Raw genomic sequence first — 13283 nt, forward strand, 5'->3', positions numbered from 1 at the left:
GGACCCACCCCGGAAAAGCTGAACTAGCTCTTGGGCCAGCTCGACTCGATGGTGTCGACGACCTTCTGGGTGTCGTCGCCGCTCAGCCAGGACACGATGCCCTTCCAGAAGGAGTCGGTGCCAACGGCGCCCGGCATCAGGTCAGAGCCGTCGAAACGGAAGACCGTGTTCGGGTCCTGCAGGATCTCAACGCTCTGCTTCAGGATGTCGCTGGACGCGTTCGCCGGGTCGAGGCCGGTGTTGGCGCTGATGACGCCCTTGAGCGCTACGCGGTTGTTCGCCCAGGTGTCACTGGAGAGGTAGCTGAGCACTGCAGTGATCTCGTCGCTCTCCTGGAACGCTCCGACCAGCTCGCCACCACCGGTGACGGCCTGCTCTCCGCCGGATTCCGCCGGGGGCAGCAGGAACGCGTAGACGTCGCCGTCAGGAGCAACAGTGGCGTCGGTCCCATCGGCGTTCTTCCAGAAGCCCTCGTAGAACGAGGCCTGGTGGTGCAGCGCGCAGGTGCCGTCGAGGACCGGGAGGCCGGCGTCGCCGAACTCCGTGGAGATGATCGACGAGACGTCGCCGAGTCCGGCGTTGACGTACTCCGGGTTCTTCAGGATGTCGCCGACCGAGTTGAACGCGGTGACGATGGCGGGGTCGTTGAACGGGATCTCGTGGGTGACCCACTTGTCGTAGGTTTCCGCGCCGGCCTGGCGGAGGACGTAGTCCTCAACCCAGTCCGTTCCCGGCCAACCGGTGGCGTCGCCCGAGCCGACACCAGCACACCACGGCACGGTGCCGTCAGCGGCGATCTGGGCGGTGAGGGTCATCATCTCGTCGAGCGAGGTGGGGATTTCGTAGCCCTTCTCCTCGAATGCGGCGGGCGAGTACCAGACATAGCCCTTGACGCTGGCCATCAGCGGCGCGGCGTAGAAGGTGCCGTCGGACGCGGTGCCGTAGCCCTTCCAGTCAGCGGACCACCACTCGTCGACGTTGGCCTCGACTGCGGCGGGGGCGGCCTTGAGGAAGCCGGCATCCGCGAGCTTGTTGAACAGACCCGGCTGCGGGATGATGCCGATGTCCGGGGCGGAGCCGCCCTCGGCGAGAACGGCGATCTGAGCCTCGAACTCCTTGGTGCCGGTGTAGTTCACGGCGATGCCGGTGCACGCCTGGAAGTCGGCCCAGGACTGCACGAGGCGGTCTGCTTCGTCATCCTGGATGGTGCCGCCGATGGTGACCTCGGGGCTCCCCTCGAAGGTGCCGTAGTCGGTGTACGCGGAGCAGTCGGTGTCTTCCGCGGTCTGGGCGGCGATGTCGCCGGTACAGCCGGTCAGGGCGAGTCCCATCACTGCGGCTGCAGCGACCGGGACAAAGAGCCGGCGATGCTGTTTCACGCTCATGCAAATCCTCCTCGTTGAGTAATGCTGGTGGCCGTGCCGGTGTGCCCGGTCGTGCCGAATGTGTGGTGCGGGTGCTCTGGGTAACAATACTGGAAACGGTTGCATAAGGAACCGGTTCCACACCACAAAGTACGGCACAGAATAGTTCGACACAAGACCGAATTGGTTACAGATTGACAAAGATCGCGCTCTCATAGCAGCAGTGCTTCGAACCGGTCACACTTCGGTGTCGAATTTCTGGAACCGATTCCACCCCCGCGGCCGAGCGGCTAGGGTGTGCACAGCGGTTCCAACGACGGGGAGGCTGACATGAGCGCGATCGCGGATGTCGCACGCCTGGCCGGCGTCGCCAAGGCCACAGCCTCCAGGGCCCTCAGCGGCCGGGGCTACGTGTCGGATGAAACCCGCCGGAAGGTGGTCGCCGCCGCCGCCATGATCGGTTACGTCGCCTCCCCCAATGCGGCCAGCCTGGTGACCGGGCGCACCCAGAGCATCGGTGTGATCATTCCGTTCATCAGCCGGTGGTTCTTCTCCGAGATCCTGGAGAGCCTCGAGCAGTCCCTGCTTGCCGAGGGCTATGACATGACGCTGTACAACCTCCCGGCGCACTCGGCCGAACGGGAGCGGGTCTTCGATTTTTTCCTCGCCCGCAAGCGGTTCGACGGCGTCATCTCCGTCGGCGTCGAACTCAGCGACTCCGAGGTCGAGCTCCTGCACCGGTTGGGGCGCCCGCTGGTCGGCATCGGCGGGGAGATCCCCGGCGTGCACACCATTGCGATCGACGACACCGCGGCCGCGCGGTTGGCCACCGAGCACCTGCTCAGCCTCGGCCACACCGACATCCGCCACGTCGGCGGCGACCAGGTCGACCAGATGGACTTCGCCGTACACACCAAGCGGCTCACCGGCTTCAACACGGCCATGCGCGCCGCCGGGCAGTCCACGGATGGCTGCTTCACTCCCTGTGCCTTCACGGTTCCGGGCGGGTACGACGCCGGTCTCGCCCTGTTCGGCGACCCGCACCGACGGCCGACGGCGGTGTTCGCGGCCAGCGACGAGATCGCGTTCGGCCTCATCGTCGCGGCCAGGGAACTCGGCATCCTGGTTCCCTCCGAGCTCTCGGTGATCGGCATCGACGGGCATCCGTACGCCGAGATGTTCCGGCTCACCACCATCGAACAGCACCCGCGCAACCAGGCCAGGATGGCCGTGGAGTCCCTGCTGCACGCACTCGAGCAGCCCTCGGCGCCGACCGCCCCCGGGCTCACGAGGGCGCCGACCAACCTGGTGATGCGCTCGAGCACGAGTGCGCCACGATGACCCGCCACGCAACTGTTACCCGTGCGGACAATTGCGCCCGGCACACCGGGTGCAATTGTCCGCAGCGGCAACAGTTGGGTTGATCGCCCCAGACCGTCAGCGGCGCGGGCTAACCTCGAGGGGATGAACTTCGATCCAGGCGCCGTGACTCCGGCGGTCGCCACGCTGTACACGCCCCGGCGTCCGGTCGACCTGGTGGCCACCATGGCCCCGCACCGCCGCGGCCGCGGCGACCCCACCGCCCGCGCCGATTCGGCCGGACTCTGGCGCACCCAGCGCACCCCGCTCGGACCGGCGACCCTGCTGCTGCGGCAGGGCGCCGATGGTGTCGTGGATGCCCGCGCCTGGGGACCGGGCGCCGAGTGGTGCATCGCCCGGGTGCCCGCCCTGCTGGGCGATGGTGACGACTGGACCGGGCTCGACCTCGGCGGCCACACCGCCCTGGCCGAGGTGCGCCGCCGCAATCCCGGTGTCTGGCTGGGCAGCTCCGGGCTGGTCTTCGAGGCGCTGATTCCCGCCATCATCGAACAGAAGGTCACCGTCCTCGAGGCCCACCGGGCGTGGTACCGGCTCATCCGCCAGCACGGCGACGCGGCCCCCGGCCCCGCGCCGGAGGGAATGATGGTCTCCCCCGGACCGGAGCGCTGGCGGCTGGTGCCGTCGTGGGACTGGCACCGGGCAGGCGTCGATCCGCGGCGCTCGCGCACGGCGGTTACTGTCGCGGTCGTGGCCGCGTCACTTGATCGCCCCGTGGACGCCGTCACCGCCTCACGCCGGCTGCAGTCCCTGCCCGGCGTCGGCCGCTGGACCGCCGCGGAGGTGACCCAGCGCTCGCACGGTGACCCCGATTCGGTGAGCGTGGGCGACTACCACCTTGCCGCCCAGGTGGGCTGGGCCCTGACCGGCTCCCCCGTCGACGACGACGGCATGCTCGAACTGCTCGAACCCTTCGCGGGCCACCGCCAACGCGTGGTGCGGCTCATCCTGGGCAGCGGCTACCGTGCCCCGCGCCGCGGCCCGCGCATGACCGTCCAGGACCACCGCTCGCACTAGCCGGCGGGCGTGCGTCGCCGTGCGGCCCTCGTGGGCGCCGGCCCGAACTCAGCTGTCGCCGAGGGCGATCGCCTCGGCCTCTTCGAGCGAATCCTCGACGGCGCCGTCGGCCCTGGCCAGGTGCGAGCGGCCCAGCACAATCACCAGCAGGGCCACCAACACGGATGCCGCGGCGGCGTAGAACGGGGTCGCGGAACCGAACTGGCCGGCGAGCACCGTGGCCGCGGGCGGGGCGATGGCCCCACCGAGGAACCGCACGCCGGAGTACGAGGACGACGCGACGCTGCGCGGCAGGTCGGTGGCCTCCATGACGCTTTCGGTGAGCACGGTGTTCAGCACGCCGAGCAGCAGCCCGCCCACGATGACGCAGCCGACCAGGCCCACCGCGGAACCCACGAACAGTCCCGCCGCGGCGAGGTCGAGGGCGAGCAGGGGCAGCACGAGCCAGAGCACCCGGCTGCGGCGCATCCGCCGGGTGAGCAGTGGTGCCAGCCAGACCGAGGTCACGGCCAGCGATAGCCCCCAGCCGAAGAAGACCAGGCCGAGGCTCACGGCGCTGCCCAGGCCCAGCGGCACGAGCGCGAACGGGGTGTAGGCCAACAGCACGAAGAAGCCGATGTTGTAGAACAGCGCGGCAGCGGCCAGGACGCCCAGTCCCGGCCGGGCGAGGGCCCGGAACGGAGCCGAAACCCGGGTGGGCACCGGCTTGGGCCCGTCGGTCTTGAGCAACACCACGATGGCGATGAACCCGACGGCCATGAGGGTGGCGCTGCCGAAGAACGGTCCGCGCCAGCTGATGCTGCCCAGCAGCCCGCCCAGCAGCGGGCCGATCGCGATGCCGAGGCCGAGCGCGGCCTCGTAGAGGATGATCGCCGACGAGGTGCCACCGGCCGCGGCGCCCACGATGGTGGCCAGGGCGGTGGAGATGAGGAGGGCGTTGCCCAGGCCCCAGCCGGCCCGGAAGCCGATGATCGATTCGACATCCTGCGACAGCCCGGCGGCGAGGGCGAACACCACGATCAGGGCCAGGCCGATCAGCAGGGTGCGCTTGGCGCCGATGCGGCTGGACAGCCAGCTGGTGAAGAACATCGCGATTCCCGTGACGAGCAGGTAGCTCGTAAAGAGCATCTCGGTCTCGGTGGGCGTCGCGGCCAGGTCGGCGGCGATGGCCGGCAGGATCGGGTCGACCAGGCCGATGCCCATGAACGCGATCACGCAGGCGAAGGCGACGGCCCACACCGCCGTGGGCTGGTGCAGGATGCTGGCGGCCGGCGCTGCGCCGGGCAGTCCCGCGGGCGCGGCAGACACTGGAGTCAAGGCGGCGCCCCGGCTCATCGGGCGGACACCGTGGGCTCGGCGGCCAGGCCGTGCGGCGCCGCCGTCCGTTCGCTGGCCTCAACCCTGTCGCGCAGGATGGCGACCGCGCGTTCGAGGGTCTCGACGTCGCCGGCGGGAAGGCCGGCGAAGTACGGCAGCAGGGCGGCGGCCAGTTCGGTGCGCCAGGCCGCGAGAGCGGCCTCTCCCGCCGGGGTGCCGGCGATGAGGCTGACGCGGGCGTCGTCGGGGTCGCTGGTGCGCTCGATCCAGCCGCGCGCGACGAGGCCGCCGACGAGCTTGGTGGCCGTGGGCTGCGAGACGCGGCTCAGGTCGGCCAGCTCACCCAGGCGGATCGGGCCCGTGGAGCGCAGCACGCTGAGGGTGCGCCACAAGGCGGGAGACTCGGTGCCGCGCGCGGCGCGGGCGGCCACGCGGGTGAGGCGGTGGTTGACGGAGACCAGGTCCCCGAGGATGACATGAAGATCTGCGGACATCTCCCCACTATATACATAGCCAAGCTATACATCCACACCCCCGCCCCTCGCGAACTGTGAGAAAAGCCCCTAAAACTCGAGGTTTTGGGTGCTTTTCTCACAGTTCGCGGAACGTGGCGGGGGTTAACGGCAGCGGGCGCCGCATCCAATGGATGCGACGCCCGTGCGAGCAACTAACCCCTTGCGGGGCGAGATTACTTGAGGGTGACGGTTGCGCCAGCGGCCTCGAGGGAAGCCTTTGCCTTCTCGGCAGCTTCCTTCGCAACGCCCTCGAGGACGGCCTTCGGCGCGCCATCGACAACGGCCTTGGCCTCGCCGAGGCCCAGGCTGGTGAGCTCGCGCACAACCTTGATGACCTGGATCTTCTTGTCGCCAACGGCGTCGAGGATGACGTCGAACGCGCTCTGCTCTTCGACCTCTTCGGCAGCGGCGGCGGGGCCAGCGGCTCCGGCGACGGCGACGGGTGCAGCCGCGGTGACCTCGAAGGTCTCCTCGAATGCCTTGACGAACTCGGAGAGCTCGATGAGGGTGAGGCCCTTGAACTGCTCGAGCAGCTCTTCAGTGGAAAGCTTTGCCATGATTTTTCTCCTATTAGTTTCTTAGTTACTCACCGCGGTACAGGCAGATGCCTAGTTCGCGGACTCCTGCTTTTCACGCAGCGCGTCGATGGTGCGAACAGCCTTCGACAGCGGTGCGTTGAACAGATATGCGGCTCCGAACAGCGAGGCCTTGAAGGCGCCGGCAAGCTTGCCGAGCAGAACTTCACGGGACTCGAGGTCGGCGAGCTTGCCTACCTCTGCGGCGGTCAGGGGGTTACCGTCGAAGTAACCGCCCTTGACAACCAGGAGAGGGTTTGCCTTGGTAAAGGCACGCAGAGCCTTCGCAACGGCGACAGGGTCACCGTGCACGAAAGCGATAGCGGACGGACCAACGAGCTCCTCGTCAAAAGACGTGATGCCGGCGTTGTTTGCCGCGATCTTGGTGAGCGTGTTCTTTACCACGGCGTACGTGGCGTCCTCACTGATGGACGTGCGCAGCTCCTTGAGCTTCGCAACAGTGAGTCCGCGGTACTCGGTGAGCAGAACGGCGGTCGAGCTCTGGAATTTCTCCTGCAGCTCGGCGACCGTTGCTTCCTTGTTCGCCATGGCGCTCCTCTAAATATTCATGTGCCGGTAGCCCGGGGCGCAGACATGAAAAAAGCTCCAGCGCAAGCGCCGGAGCTGAGGCCAGTTGGACTGGCTAACTTCGAACACCTGCGCGGGCCGTTCACGTGAATGAACCTTCGATCGCTTTTCCATTTCTGGGCAGCGACAACCGGCGGTCTTTGGCTGTTCCCCACCCTACGGGATCCCCCCGGCGGCGCGCAAATCGGGCCAGCGCCCACCGGGCAGGACGAACTAGTTGACAAAAGTCCACTATGTATTTATAGTTGACATCTGTCAATCATCTAGCTGGAGAACCATGTCACGCCGCACCCGCACCACCACTCCCCCGAACCGGGCCGTCTCGGCCGACGGTTCGATGACCAAGCGCCAGGTCCTCGAGGCCCTGTCCGGCCTGCTGCTGGGCATGTTCGTGTCGATCCTGGCCGGAACCGTGGTCAGCACCTCGCTGCCGATCATCATCTCCGACCTGAAGGGTGACCAGTCCGCGTACACGTGGGTCATCACCGCCACCCTGCTCGCCACGACGGTGTCCACGCCCATCTGGGGCAAGTTCGCCGACCTCTTCAACCGCAAGCTGCTCATCCAGCTCGCCCTGGCCACCTTCGTGATCGGCTCGGCACTGGCCGGCTTCTCGCAGGACACCGGAACCCTCATCGGCTTCCGCGTGCTGCAGGGCCTCGGCGCCGGCGGTCTCGCCGCGCTCAGCCAGATCATCATGGCCGACATCATCAGCCCCCGTGACCGCGGCAAGTACGCCGGCCTGTTCGGCGGCGTCATGGCCCTCGGCACCGTCGGCGGCCCGCTGCTCGGCGGCGTGGTGACGGATGCCTTCGGCTGGCGCTGGAACTTCTTCATCGCCCTGCCCATCGCCATCGTCGCCATCGTGCTCCTGCAGCGCACCCTGCACCTGCCCCCGCGGGTGAAGCGCGTGGTGAAGATCGACTACCTCGGTGCCGCACTGATCGCCGGCGGCGTCTCGCTGCTGATGATCTGGGTCACCCTGGCCGGCAACGACTTCGAGTGGGCCTCCATCACCTCGTTCGTCATGGTCGCCGCCGCCGCGCTGTTGCTCATCGCCGCTGTGATCGTCGAATTCAAGGCTCCCGAGCCGATCATCCCGCTGACGCTGTTCAAGAACCGCACCTTCACTCTCGCCACCGTCGCCAGCATCTCGGTGGGCGTGTCGATGTTCGGCACCTCCGTCTTCCTCAGCCAGTACATGCAGCTGGCCCGCGGCGCCACGCCCACCCAGTCCGGGCTCCTGACCATCCCGATGATGGGCGGCCTGTTGATCTCGTCGACCCTGTTCGGCACCCTGATCAGCCGCACCGGCAAGTGGAAGTCGATCATGGTCTCCGGTGCGGTCCTCGTGGTCGCCGGGCTCCTGCTCCTGGGCACCCTGCAGTACGACACCAACCTGATCCTGGTCGGCATCTTCATGTTCGTCCTCGGCGCGGGCCTGGGCATGGTCATGCAGAACCTGGTCCTGGTGGTGCAGAACTCGATCGAGGTCAAGAACCTCGGCGTGGCCACCAGCGCCGTCACGTTCTTCCGCAGCCTCGGCGGCACTGTCGGCGTCTCGGTGCTCGGTTCCGTGCTCGGCACCGTCGTCGCCCAGCACATCAAGGACGGCATCAGCACGCTCGCCCCGGCCGACCAGGCCGTCGCCCTGAAGACCCTGGGCTCCGGCGTCATCCCCCACGTCAGCTCACTGCCTGACGCGATCCGCGTCGTCGTCGAGTCGGCCTACGGCACCGGCGTCGGCACGGTCTTCCTGCTCGGTGTGCCGCTGGCCGTGATCACCCTGGTGATGGTCGCGCTGATGCCCAACGCATCGCTCGGCACCCAGACCGCCATCGCCCTGACCAAGGCCGAGGCGGCCCAGACCCGGGCGGCGACGCCCGAGAACCTCGAGGACAACGACCAGCGCGAACTCGAAGATGCCGAGGACATGCTGATCGAGGTGGGCGCGGCCTCCGCCGGCCTCACCCCGGTGGGCCTGGCCCACCCGACGGGCTCGATCCGCGTGCAGCGCGACACCGACCCGTCAGAAAACCCGAGCACCGGTCGATAGTGTGATGGTCATGACCGAGAACGGCGAGCTCCCCCCGGTCGCCGAGCCCGGCGACACGGCCCCGCCGGCCGCTGCCGCCGAGGCTCTGGCCGAGGTCGAGGAACAGATGATGGAGCTGGCCGCCTATGTGCGCGGCGCCCTGCGCGACGCGGCCCTGCGCATCGATCCGGCGCTCCAGCCGTTCGGTCTCAAGATCCTGCGCACGCTGCGGCGCTGCGGCCCCACACACGCGAGCGCCCTGGCCGAGCTGCTCGAGGTGGACCGCAGCGTGATCAGCCGCCAGGCCCGACTGCTCGAGGAGCTCGGCCTGCTCGAGCTGGCTGCGGACCCGGCCGACGGGCGCGCCAAGTTCCTCGCGGCGACCCCGCTGGCGATGCAGAAGATGGCGGCGGTGCCCGGTGGCGACAAAAGCCTCCTGCACAGCAGGCTGGCCGCCTGGCCCGAAGCCGACCTGCACCAGTTCGCCCTGCTGCTCAAGCGGCTGAACTCCCCCGACGGCGCCTCCTAGCCGGTCAGGCCAGGGGCAGCACCACGCGGAAGCTGGTGCGCCCCGGCCGACTGTCGACCGAGACCTCGCCCTGGTGGGCGAGGACGACGGCCTGCACGATCGCCAGACCGAGACCGGTACTGCCGCCGGTGCCGCGGAACCGAGAGCTGTCGCCGCGGGCGAACCTCTCGAACAGCGTCTCCTGCAGGTTCTCCGGGATGCCGGGGCCGTCGTCGGTCACGGTGACCACGGCGGTGGCGCCCTCAACGGTCAGCGCCACCTGCACCCGGGTGCCCGCGTCGGTGTGCACCCGGGCGTTGGCCAGCAGGTTCGCGAAAACCTGGTGCAGGCGCGGCCCGTCGCCCGCCGCCAGCACGGGTTCTTCGGGCAGGTCGAGGTCCCAGCTGTGGTCCCGGCCGGCCGCATGGGCGTCGCTGACCACGTCGACGAGCAGCCTGGTGAGGTCGACGGGCTCCCGTTCCAGCTCGCGGCCCTCGTCCAGGCGGGCGAGCAGCAGCAGGTCCTCGACGAGACCGGTCATCCGCACCGACTCCGACTCGATACGACCGAGGGCGTGGATGGCGTCCGGCGGCAGTTCCTGGCCGCTGCGCCGGGTGAGCTCGGAGTAGCCGCGGATCGACGCGAGGGGGGTGCGCAGCTCGTGGCTGGCATCCGCCACGAACTGGCGCACCTTGTTCTCGCTGGCCTGCCGGGTTTCCAAGGCGATGTCGACGTGGTCGAGCATGCGGTTGAGCGCGGAGCCCACCCGGCCGACCTCGGTGCGGGGATCGGTGTCGGCGGCCGGAACCCGCTCGACGAGCGACACCTCGCCGCGGTCCAGCGGCAGTTCGGAGACCCGGGTGGCCGTTGCGGTCACCCGCTGCAGCGGCCGCAGGGCCAGGCGCACGATCGCGGTGGCGAGGAACGCCACCAGCACGATGCCCGCCAGCGACACGATGGCGATGATCAGCGCCAGCTGGGTGGCCGTGCCGGTCACCGTGGACACGGGCAGGCCGACCAGGTAGAGGGCGCCGGTGCGCGCGGCCTGGGCGAGGACCCGGTACTCACCGACGTCGCCGCCGAGGTCCACACTGAACGGGACCGAGGTGGTCCCCTCCTGCACCGCGGAATCGAGTTCGGTGAGGAGCAGGGTGACCTGGTCGTTACTCAGGTCCACGACGGCACCGGTGTCGTCGGTGTAGCCGGCCGTGACGGCGCTGCCGTCGTAGACCAGCGCGAGGGTGCCCGGTGGTTGGGATGGGCCGTTCAGCACATCGTTGGCCGTTGGCGTGGGGATGCTGAAGTCGCCGCTCGGCCGGCCGCCGCCGAAGAACACGCTGGAGCGTTCGGCGGCGCTCTTGACCTGCTGGTCGAGGCCGTCCATCAGGCTGGCGCTGAGGATGGCCACGCTCACCACCCCGATCACCAGGCTGACGAGGGCGAGCAGGCCCACCACGGCCACAACCAGTCGGCGGCGCAGGGTCCAGGGCGCCCGGCCGCTGCGGGTCGGGATGATGGGGGCGTCGCCGAAGGGTGCTCCGGGGGCCATCAGGCGATCTTCAGCATGTATCCGGCGCCGCGCACGGTGTGGATCATCGGATCGCGACCGGCATCCACCTTCTTGCGCAGATAGGAGATGTAGATCTCCACCACCGAGGACTTGCCGCCGAAGTCATAGCTCCAGACCCTGTCGAGGATCTGGGCCTTGCTGAGCACCCGGCGCGGGTTGCGCATCAGGAAGCGCAGCAGTTCGAACTCGGTGGCGGTCAGCTCGATCTGTTCGCCCGCGCGGAACACCTCGTAGCTGTCTTCGTCGAGGGTGAGGTCGCCCACGGTGATCCGCGGGTCGCTGGAGTCGGAGACGGCCATCGTGGAGCGGCGGATGAGGCCGCGCAGCCTGGCGACGACCTCTTCCAGGCTGAACGGTTTGGTGACGTAGTCGTCGCCCCCGGCCGTGAGGCCGGCGATGCGGTCGTCGAGCGAGTCCTTGGCGGTGAGGAAGAGCACCGGCGTTTGGTAGCCATCCGCCCGCAACCGCTGGAGCACCTGCAGGCCGTCGATGTCGGGCAGCATGATGTCCAGCACGATGGCATCCGGCCGGAACTCTCGCGCCAGGGTGAGCGCCGCCCGGCCCTCGCCGGCCGTGCGCACCTCCCAGCCCTCGTAGCGGAGGGCCATCGAGAGCAGGTCGGTGAGGGTGGGTTCGTCGTCGACGACGAGCACCCGGATCGGGGAGCCGTCGGCCTTGCGAAGGCGGGGTCCGTGGGCCGGCTGCTCGTTGGTTCTGGTGCTCATGATGTGAAGTATCCCCGCCTTTTCTATGAACCGGCTATGCGTCTTCCACGACGATCCTGAGAGAACGGGCGTCGCAGCCTTCTGGGCGAATTCATAAGCAGGCCATAGTGCGGCCATAACCGCGCTCCTTAGCTTCGAAGGCAACGGCGGGAACCTCCCTGCCGCCGGACTGGAGAATCGATGTTTGTCACGTATCTGCGACGAGAGCTGGCAGGTCGCCGTAAGCAGACCGCCATCGTCGCCATCGGCATGGCCCTCGCCATTGCCCTGGTCATTATCGTCAACGCCGTGTCGAGCGGAGTGCAGCTGGCACAGTCCACCGTGCTGGCCTCGGTCTACGGCGTCGGCACCGACATCACCGTCAGCCAGACCCCGGCCGCGCCCACCGAGGGCGAAGCAGGCGCCGGCGGCCCGGCGAACTTCGATTTCGGGGCGGATGCCGGCGCCACCGCCGACGGGACCACCACCGTCAGCCAGTCCAGGCTCTCGGTCGACCGCGGCACCACCGCCTTCGATGTCACCGCGCTGGACACCGTCAGCGGCGTTGACAATGTCTCCGCCGCCGCCGCGACCCTGTCGCTGAGCAACACCACCTTCGATGGCGCCCTGCCCGACTTCTCGGCCGGCACCCCGCCGACCGGGGACGACACCGCGACCGGCGGAACCCCGCCCAGCGGCGGACCCGATGGCGCCGGCGGCAGTTCGTTCAGCGTCGATTCCTTCACCGTGCTGGGCCTGGACCCGGCCGATGAGGCTGTCGGACCGCTCTCGGCCGTGAGCCTCACCGACGGACGCAGCCTGGAGAGCACCGACGCCGGCACCAACGTCGCCGTCCTCGACGCCGGCTACGCCACCACCGCCGAACTCGTCGTGGGCGACACCGTCGCCATCGCGGGCACCGACTTCACCGTCGTCGGTCTGGTGACGGCCTCCTCGGCGGACGCCACCACGGCCTCCAACGTCTACATTCCTCTCGACGTCGCCCAGACCCTGTCCGGCCTGACCGATCAGGTCACCGACATCTACGTGCAGGCCGCGTCATCCACCGACATCGAGCAGATCCAGACCGACGTCGAGACCGCCCTGCCCGATGCCACCGTGCAGACCCAGTCCGACCTCGCCTCGAGCGTGTCCGGCTCGCTCTCCAGCGCCTCCGACCTGGTCACGAACCTCGGTCTCTGGCTGTCACTCATTGTGCTCGCGGCGGCGTTCCTGATCGCCATCCTGTTCACGATCTCCGGCGTCACCCGCCGCACCCGCGAGTTCGGCACCCTCAAGGCGATCGGCTGGTCGAACGGCCGGATTGTGCGCCAGGTGGCCGGCGAATCCCTGGTTCAGGGCCTGATCGGCGGCATCGTCGGCATTGCGGTCGGCCTGGCCGGCATCCTGGTGATCAACCTCGTGGCGCCCACTCTCACCGCGGGCGCTGCCACGACCGACCCTGCATCCGCCCTGGGCGGCACCGGCGGTCCCGGCGGCGGTGGATTCGGTCAGGCAATGGTGGAGGCCACCACCTCCGACATCGTTCTGCAGGTGCCGGTGACCGTGTCGGTCATCCTCATCGCCGTCGGTCTCGCCGTGCTCGGCGGTCTGCTCGCCGGCGCGATCGGCGGCTGGCGCGCCTCGCGCCTGAGCCCCTCCGAAGCACTGCGCAGCATCGCGTGATCCCTCCGTCAATTTCATCCCCAGAAG

12 protein-coding genes are annotated in these 13283 nt (G+C 68.7%); 5 read left to right on the plus strand and 7 right to left on the minus strand.

Annotation, left to right across the window (positions count from 1 at the left end; all coding sequences use genetic code 11):
* Window positions 1-23: 23 nt before the first annotated feature.
* Window positions 24-1385: an ABC transporter substrate-binding protein gene (locus CXY76_RS08900; protein ID WP_104163874.1), complete on the minus strand. Its 1362-nt coding sequence runs from the start codon at window positions 1383-1385 to the stop codon at window positions 24-26.
* Window positions 1386-1694: 309 nt separating this feature from the next.
* Between CXY76_RS08900 and CXY76_RS08905 the strand changes: the two genes are divergently transcribed.
* Entirely contained in the window at window positions 1695-2705 is a 1011-nt protein-coding gene (locus tag CXY76_RS08905) for a LacI family DNA-binding transcriptional regulator (RefSeq protein ID WP_104163928.1), read from the plus strand.
* A 123-nt stretch (window positions 2706-2828) separates the two neighbouring features.
* A complete protein-coding gene (locus CXY76_RS08910; protein WP_104163875.1) occupies window positions 2829-3758 on the plus strand; it encodes a DNA-3-methyladenine glycosylase in 930 nt (309 codons plus the stop codon).
* Window positions 3759-3806: 48 nt separating this feature from the next.
* On the opposite strand, the gene CXY76_RS08915 is transcribed toward CXY76_RS08910, so the two are convergent.
* From CXY76_RS08915 to rplJ, 4 genes are all read right to left on the minus strand, one after another.
* The gene (locus CXY76_RS08915; protein ID WP_104163876.1) at window positions 3807-5093 is read right to left on the minus strand and encodes an MFS transporter; all 1287 of its coding nucleotides are present in this window, start codon (window positions 5091-5093) and stop codon (window positions 3807-3809) included.
* The gene (locus tag CXY76_RS08920; RefSeq protein ID WP_104163877.1) at window positions 5090-5569 is read right to left on the minus strand and encodes a MarR family winged helix-turn-helix transcriptional regulator; all 480 of its coding nucleotides are present in this window, start codon (window positions 5567-5569) and stop codon (window positions 5090-5092) included. Before CXY76_RS08920 ends, CXY76_RS08915 begins: the two co-directional genes overlap by 4 nt.
* Before the next feature lie 194 nt (window positions 5570-5763).
* Complete coding sequence (gene rplL, locus CXY76_RS08925) at window positions 5764-6147, minus strand: 50S ribosomal protein L7/L12 (RefSeq protein WP_066592329.1); 384 nt, start codon at window positions 6145-6147, stop codon at window positions 5764-5766.
* A gap of 51 nt (window positions 6148-6198) precedes the next feature.
* Window positions 6199-6714, minus strand: coding sequence for a 50S ribosomal protein L10 (gene rplJ, locus CXY76_RS08930; protein ID WP_104163878.1), 516 nt, complete (start codon window positions 6712-6714; stop codon window positions 6199-6201).
* Window positions 6715-7030: 316 nt separating this feature from the next.
* Here rplJ and CXY76_RS08935 point away from each other — a divergent pair, with 316 nt between their 5' ends.
* Together CXY76_RS08935 and CXY76_RS08940 are read left to right on the plus strand one after the other, a co-directional pair.
* Window positions 7031-8809: an MDR family MFS transporter gene (locus tag CXY76_RS08935; RefSeq protein ID WP_369826114.1), complete on the plus strand. Its 1779-nt coding sequence runs from the start codon at window positions 7031-7033 to the stop codon at window positions 8807-8809.
* Window positions 8810-8819: 10 nt separating this feature from the next.
* The gene (locus tag CXY76_RS08940) at window positions 8820-9317 is read left to right on the plus strand and encodes a MarR family winged helix-turn-helix transcriptional regulator (RefSeq protein ID WP_146073415.1); all 498 of its coding nucleotides are present in this window, start codon (window positions 8820-8822) and stop codon (window positions 9315-9317) included.
* A 4-nt stretch (window positions 9318-9321) separates the two neighbouring features.
* Here the strand turns inward: CXY76_RS08940 and CXY76_RS08945 are convergent, their stop codons facing one another.
* Both CXY76_RS08945 and CXY76_RS08950 read right to left on the minus strand, forming a co-directional pair.
* Window positions 9322-10845, minus strand: coding sequence for a cell wall metabolism sensor histidine kinase WalK (locus tag CXY76_RS08945; RefSeq protein WP_104163880.1), 1524 nt, complete (start codon window positions 10843-10845; stop codon window positions 9322-9324).
* Window positions 10845-11591 carry a response regulator transcription factor gene (locus CXY76_RS08950; RefSeq protein WP_104163881.1) on the minus strand — a complete coding sequence of 249 codons (747 nt, stop codon included), beginning with the start codon at window positions 11589-11591 and terminating at the stop codon, window positions 10845-10847. Before CXY76_RS08950 ends, CXY76_RS08945 begins: the two co-directional genes overlap by 1 nt.
* A 180-nt stretch (window positions 11592-11771) precedes the next feature.
* Here CXY76_RS08950 and CXY76_RS08955 point away from each other — a divergent pair, with 180 nt between their 5' ends.
* The gene (locus CXY76_RS08955; protein WP_104163882.1) at window positions 11772-13256 is read left to right on the plus strand and encodes an ABC transporter permease; all 1485 of its coding nucleotides are present in this window, start codon (window positions 11772-11774) and stop codon (window positions 13254-13256) included.
* Window positions 13257-13283 lie beyond the last annotated feature (27 nt).

It is taken from the genome of Cryobacterium sp. N22, from assembly GCF_002929555.1.
Classification (GTDB): Bacteria; Actinomycetota; Actinomycetes; order Actinomycetales; family Microbacteriaceae; genus Cryobacterium.